6 protein-coding genes are annotated in these 5,865 nt (G+C 72.8%); 3 read left to right on the forward strand and 3 right to left on the reverse strand.

Annotated features, from left to right (window positions below; translation table 11 throughout):
- Nucleotides 1–1,326: SufS family cysteine desulfurase (locus IE330_RS37500; RefSeq protein ID WP_308439082.1), on the forward strand; the 1,326-nt coding region annotated here is incomplete at its 5' end.
- 55 nt (nt 1,327–1,381) lie between these two features.
- On the opposite strand, the gene IE330_RS37505 is transcribed toward IE330_RS37500, so the two are convergent.
- From IE330_RS37505 to IE330_RS37515, 3 genes are read right to left on the reverse strand one after another with little or no spacing between them, the layout of a single operon-like run.
- The gene (locus tag IE330_RS37505) at nt 1,382–2,179 is read right to left on the reverse strand and encodes a hypothetical protein (RefSeq protein ID WP_190140662.1); all 798 of its coding nucleotides are present in this window, start codon (nt 2,177–2,179) and stop codon (nt 1,382–1,384) included.
- Nucleotides 2,166–2,816, reverse strand: coding sequence for an ABC transporter ATP-binding protein (locus IE330_RS37510; RefSeq protein WP_190140663.1), 651 nt, complete (start codon nt 2,814–2,816; stop codon nt 2,166–2,168). Before IE330_RS37510 ends, IE330_RS37505 begins: the two co-directional genes overlap by 14 nt.
- A complete protein-coding gene (locus IE330_RS37515; RefSeq protein WP_190140664.1) occupies nt 2,813–3,499 on the reverse strand; it encodes a TetR/AcrR family transcriptional regulator in 687 nt (228 codons plus the stop codon). The genes IE330_RS37510 and IE330_RS37515 overlap by 4 nt, the downstream gene beginning before the upstream one ends.
- Nucleotides 3,500–4,004: 505 nt before the next feature.
- Between IE330_RS37515 and IE330_RS37520 the strand changes: the two genes are divergently transcribed.
- Complete coding sequence (locus IE330_RS37520) at nt 4,005–4,790, forward strand: AfsR/SARP family transcriptional regulator (protein ID WP_190140665.1); 786 nt, start codon at nt 4,005–4,007, stop codon at nt 4,788–4,790.
- Between the two features lie 332 nt (nt 4,791–5,122).
- On the forward strand, nt 5,123–5,865 hold a 743-nt coding region (locus tag IE330_RS37525; protein WP_268257393.1), incomplete at its 3' end, for a beta-ketoacyl synthase N-terminal-like domain-containing protein.

Genomic DNA, 5,865 nt, shown 5'->3' on the forward strand with positions numbered 1-5,865 from the left:
ACGGCGACCGCCGTGCCCGCGGCCGCCGCCGACGTGCTCGCCGCGTCCGCGGTCCCGGCGGCTCCCGAGGACGCGCTCGCCGCGCTGACCGGCACCGCGCCCGGCGTCTTCTCCCCCGAGCAGGCCCGCAAGGACGTGCCGATCCTGCACCGGACGGTGGGCGGGCACCCCCTGGTGTGGCTCGACAACGGCGCGACCACGCAGAAGCCGCGCCAGGTCATCGAGGCGCTGTCGGCGTACTACGGCGCGGCCAACTCCAACATCCACCGCGGCGCGCACACCATGGCGCGCGAGGCCACCGAGCTGTACGAGGCGGGGCGGGCGGCGGTCGCGGAGTTCCTGGGCGCGGCGTCGCCGGAGAACATCGTGTTCGCGCGGGGCACCACCGAGGCCGTCAACCTCGTGGCGCAGAGCTGGGGCCGCTCGGTGATGGAGCCCGGCGACGAGATCCTCGTCCCGGTCCTGGAGCACCATTCCAACATCGTGCCGTGGCAGTTGCTGGCCAAGGAGACCCACGCGCGCGTGGTGCCCGTGCCGCTCACGCCCGCGGGCGAGATCGACCAGCAGGCGTACGCGGACCTGCTCTCGGCGCGGACACAGCTCGTGGTGGTCAGCCACGCCTCGAACGTCCTCGGCACCGTGCCGCCGGTCCAGGAGATGACGGCGCTCGCCCACCGCTACGGGGCGCGGGTCCTCGTGGACGGCGCCCAGGCCGTGGCCCACATGCCCGTCGACGTGCGGCGGCTCGGCGCGGACTTCTACGCCTTTTCCGGGCACAAGCTGTTCGGGCCCACGGGCATCGGCGCGCTGTACGTGCGGCCGGAGCTGATGGAGGAGATGCGGCCGTGGCAGGGCGGCGGCAACATGATCGAGTCGGTGAGCTTCGAGCGGACCACGTTCGCGCCGATGCCGCACCTCCTGGAGGCGGGCACCGGGCACATCTCCGGGGTGGTCGGGCTGCTGGCGGCGATCGACTGGCTGCGCTCCTTCGACCGGGAGGCGGTCGCCGCGTACGAGAACGCGCTGCTCGCGTACGCCTCGCAGGCGCTGGCGACGGTGCCGGGCCTTGAGGTGCTCGGCGCGGCCGCGGAGCGGATCGCGGTGCTCACCTTCACGCTCGCGGGCCACGACCCGGGCAGTGTCGCGGACTGGCTCGACCGCGACGGCATCGCCGTCCGCGCGGGGCACCACTGCGCGCAGCCCGCGCTCGCGCACTACGGCCTGGAGTCGGCGGCCCGCGCGTCGTTCGCGCTGTACAACACCTCCGAGGAGGTCGACCAGTTGGTGGCGTCGCTGCGGCGCCTCCAGGGGTCGGCCGACGCCTGAGGCGGCGGCTCACGGCACCGCCCGGCCGGGCAGCCCGGCCGGGCGGTGGCCAGCGTCAGCGCGTGGGCCTGCGGCTGCGGGTCCTGAAGTGGAAGACGACCAGGCCGACGAGGGCGAACCCGGCCGCCCAGGCGCAGCCGATGCCCAGGTAGCGCCACATCACCGTGTCGGCGAGCGAGCCGCCGACCGAGAACTGCATGGGGCCGAACGACGGGAAGTACTGCAGGGCCGGCTTGTTGGCGGCCGGGTTGCCGAGCGGGTTCTGCAGGAACGTGTCGGTGAGCCCGCCCATGATGATGAGGAAGAAGCCCTCCAGGTCGTTCTTGACCAGGACGCCGAGCAACAGGCCGAGGGCGCCGTAGGTGAGCGTCATCGCCATGAAGCCGAGCAGCACGGTGCCCCAGCCGGTGAACCCCGGGCGCCAGTAGATCAGCAGCGCGAGGGCCGTGTAGAGCGCGATCGAGGTCGTGACGATGGTGATGGCCAGCAGCTTGGCGCCGATCAGGGTGGTCTCGCGGAAGCCGGCGAAGGCGAGGCGCCGGTCGAAGTTCAGCGCCTTGCGGACCGCGTCGAACACGACGAACCCGGAGATCATCGTGAGGGAGTTCATCCCGGCCGTGATCAGGGTGACGTGGCGGCCGTCGACGCGCAGCGTCTCACCGGTCGCGTACAGCTTGAAGTCCAGGCCCTTGTCCCCGGCGATCGAGGTCATCAGCAGGTACCAGGCCGGTACGAACAGGCCGAGGAGCAGCGCGGCGAGGCGGTTGCGGCTCTGCTCCCGCACGGAGAACCGCAGGGCGGTGGGGAACTGCCCGTACAGCGGCCGGCCCGCGGCGGTGTCAGGCAGGGACATGGCTGACCTCCTTCTCCTGCGACGAGCGCGGGGTGAGACGGCCGTCGACGAGGTCGGCGAGGAGGTCGAAGCGCTCCTGCTCGAAGACGAGATGGGTGATGACGACGATGGCCTTGTCCCGCCGGTGCAGGTCCTCCACCAGGGTCCAGAAGCGGAGGTACGTCTCCCAGTCGAAGCCCTGGTAGGGCTCGTCGAGGAGGAGCACGTCGGGGTCGTGCAGCAGCGCCAGGGTGAGGTTGAGCTTCTGCCGGGTGCCGCCGGAGAGGTCGCCCGCGGCCGTGGAGCGGTACTTGTCGAAGCCGAGGAGGTCGACGAGTTCGTCGGCGCGCTTCAGATCGCTCAGCCGGTGGGCGGCGGCGAAGTACTGGAGGTGCTGGTCGACGGTGAGGTTGGAGTTGAGCACGGGGTCCTGCGGGCAGTAGCCGAGTTCGCCGCCGAGGGCGACCTCGCCGCGGTCCACGGGCAGGGTGCCCGCGATGGCTTTGAGGAGCGTCGACTTGCCGGAGCCGTTCTCCCCGACCACCGCGACCAACTGCCCCGGTTCGACCGTGAGGTCGGCGCCGCGCAGGACCCGGTGCCTGCCGAACGCCTTGTGGATGTCCCGGGCGGAGAGTGCGGGCTGTGGCCTGGGGGTCATGCCTGGCCTCCTTCTGCTTCCGGTGCGGGGGGTTCCGGTCTGGAAGGTTCCGGTGTGGGGGGCTCGGCGTTCAGCCCGCCGGCGTAGATACTCAGCAGCTCGGGGCCGAGCCGGGCGAGGCCGGCCGCCGAGAGGGGGTCGACGCCGAGGACGGCGGTGAGCTGGTCCCGCAGCAGGAACACCGAGAGGTCGTTGACGAGCAGCAGCGCGGCGCGCACCCCGGGGTCCCGGCCGCGCGAGGCGGCCCCCGCGTCGGCGAGGCCGTCGAGGAGCTGGCAGCTCATGACGTACAGCCGCCGGAACAGGCCGCGGCCCGCGTCCGTGTCGGACAGCAGCAGCATGCGCAGATAGGCGGGCAGCGGCGAGCCGACGGGCAGGTGGCGCAGGAAGGTCTCGCTGATCGAGCTCGCCGCCGTCGGCCCCGGGCCGGGCAGCCCGGCCGTGCCGCCGTCCGTGGTGAGCTCCCCGAGCAGGCCCTCGAAGACGGCGAGGACGTGCTGGTCGACCTCCTGGCGCAGGTTGTCCTTGGAGCGGAAGTGGTGCACCACCAGCCCCGGCGAGACCCCGGCGGCCGTCGCGATCTGGCGGATGGTGACGCCGTCGTGGCCGTGGGCGGCGAACAGGCGCAGGGCCTCGTCGCGGATGACGGCCCGCGTGGTGCGGTCGTCCGGCATTGAACGCATGTACAGCAGACTAAACGCTCGTTCAGCCTCCTGTCCAGGGAGGCGGAACCTCCGGCTCCGACGGGCACCCGAACGGCCACCCGACGGTCATCCGTGGAGGCGCGCGCGGCCCGTCTCCACGGATGATCGATATGGTTGTAGGGAAATCGTCGTGGTTTTCCTGCGGGAAACCCGTCAGGCGGTTGATGGCACCGCACCGGCGTTCCTGGAAAACTCGTACGCAGCCGAAAAGGGGAGGGCCTGATGGGGCCCGTGGGCCCTCTTTCCCTTCGAGCGACCAGCGCTGCCGATGGAGTTGCGGAACACGTTCCGGATGACGTCCAGGACGATGTTCCGGATGACGTCCGAGTGATGTCCGGGATGACGTCCGGGTGATGTCCGGGATGACGTCCGGATGATGTCCCGAGTGATGTCACAGAAGAAGTCCGGAAGGACGTTCCGGGCAACGCGCCAGCCGCCCTTCGCCGTCCAGTGACGCCTTTTCGCCGTCCACGGGGGGAACACCATGCACATCCATGTCCTGGGGCCGGTTTCCGTGGCCACGGACGGAGAACGCCACGGAATACAAGCCAACAAAGCACGGGCGATGCTCGCCGCCCTGGCCCTCGACGCGGGCCGGGCCGTCTCGCACACGGACCTCGCCGACGAGCTGTGGGCGGGCCGGCCGCTCGGCAACGCCCGCAACGCCCTCCAGGCGCACGCCACCCGGCTGCGCAAGGTGCTCGACGGCCCCGGGGCGCCGCCCCGGGGCACGACGGTGCTGCGCGCGGTGCGCGGCGGCTATCTGCTCGACGTGGAGCCGGGCTGCGTCGACGGCAACACCTTCCTGGACCTGGCCACGCGCGGCGCCGCGGCCCTCGACGTACACCCCTTGCGGGCGATCGAGCTGCTCCAGGCCGCGCTGGAGCTGTGGCGCGGGCCCGCGCTGCTCGACGCGGGCGACGGGCTGCGCTGCCGGGGCGCCGCCGCCCTCTTCGACGAGCGGCGGCTCACGGCCTGGGAGGACCTGGTGCGGGCCCGGCTCGCCGCCGGTGACACCTCGCGGGCGGTGGCGGAGCTGCGCCGCCTGGTCGCCGAGCACCCGCTGCGCGAGCGCTTCTGCGAGCTGCTCATGCTCGCCCTGTACCGCGCGGGGCGGCAGGCGGACGCGCTGGAGCTGTTCCACGTGACCCGTCGGCGGTTGGACGAGGAGCTCGGCGTACAGCCGGGGATCGTTCTCCAGCGCCGCCACTCGGAAATCCTCTCGCAGGATCCGGCGCTTTCCCTTTCCACCGTCCCGGCGGCCTCGTGAGCGCCGCCTCCAGGACGCGCCGCGCCGCGTCCGTGACTCGCCTCCCGGGAGTATCAGGGCACTTCTCCCGTACCACCCGACACGGTTTCACCCCAGCCGCGGGCGGGGCCTGAGGCGATATTCCGTGCCGTTCGCGCCCCAGCCTTTTCCGCATCTCCCCGAATCTGCACGGAACGTACACACGAGCGTGCCGGGAACGTCCACACGAGCGTGCCGGGAACCTCCATACGAGCGTGCCGGGAACGTCCACGCGACCACGCGGGGAACACCCGGCTCACTTTCCTTTCCCGCTCCCCGGCGGGATCGCCGACCACCGCAGGAGCAGCCGCGTCATGACGTCCGATCCGCTAGCGCGCGGGGCCGACCCCGCGCGGCCCGGCGAGCCCCTCGCGATCGTGGGGCTCGCGGAACTCGACCCGGACGGGCTCGACGACCTCGTCGTCGACGTCGCCCGGTTCGGCATCCCCCCGCTCCAGGCCAGGTCCATGAACCGGATGCAGCTCCTCATGCTGGAGGCGGCGCGCCGCTGCCTGGCCGACGCGGGGCACCCCGGGCGGCCGCTGCCCGCCGAGCGCACCGACGTCGTCACCGGGCTCTGCTTCGCGCTCGACCGGCAGCACGCGAACGCCGTACGCATGGAACTGCCGTGGTACGCGCGGGAGCTGGAGCGCGCCGCGACCGCCGTGGGGGCGACGCCGGACGAGGCGGCGGGGGCCGCCGCCGAGCTGCGCGGCCTGCTCGCGCCGCGCCTCGGCGGCTCCCCGCACGACCGGGTGGGCGAGATGGCGAGCACCGTCCCGGCGCGGATCGCGGCGGCCTTCAAGCTGCGCGGCCGCACGCTCGCGGTGGAGTCCGCCGAGGCGACGTCGTTCGTGGCGCTCGCGCACGCGGTGGACCAGTTGCGCGCCGGGACGGCGGACGCGGTCCTCGTCCTGGCCGGGCAGCGCTGCGAGAGCCCGTTCGTCGCCCGGGCGCTGGGGGCGAAGGGGCTGTACGACCCGCGCCCGGGGGACGGTCCCGACGCGGCGGGCCGGTCAGCCGCGGCCGGGGCGCCGGGCTCCGCCGGGGCGGCGGG

The sequence above is a fragment of the Streptomyces longispororuber genome (assembly GCF_014656095.1).
Classification (GTDB): domain Bacteria; phylum Actinomycetota; class Actinomycetes; order Streptomycetales; family Streptomycetaceae; genus Streptomyces; species Streptomyces longispororuber.

What these genes read in the sequence shown, in the direction of transcription:
- IE330_RS37505 (WP_190140662.1), bottom strand. Translation starts at nt 2,179, where the DNA reads ATGTCCCTGCCTGACACCGCCGCGGGCCGGCCGCTGTACGGGCAGTTC.
- IE330_RS37510 (WP_190140663.1), bottom strand. Translation starts at nt 2,816, where the DNA reads ATGACCCCCAGGCCACAGCCCGCACTCTCCGCCCGGGACATCCACAAG.
- IE330_RS37515 (WP_190140664.1), bottom strand. Translation starts at nt 3,499, where the DNA reads ATGCGTTCAATGCCGGACGACCGCACCACGCGGGCCGTCATCCGCGAC.
- IE330_RS37520 (WP_190140665.1), top strand. Translation starts at nt 4,005, where the DNA reads ATGCACATCCATGTCCTGGGGCCGGTTTCCGTGGCCACGGACGGAGAA.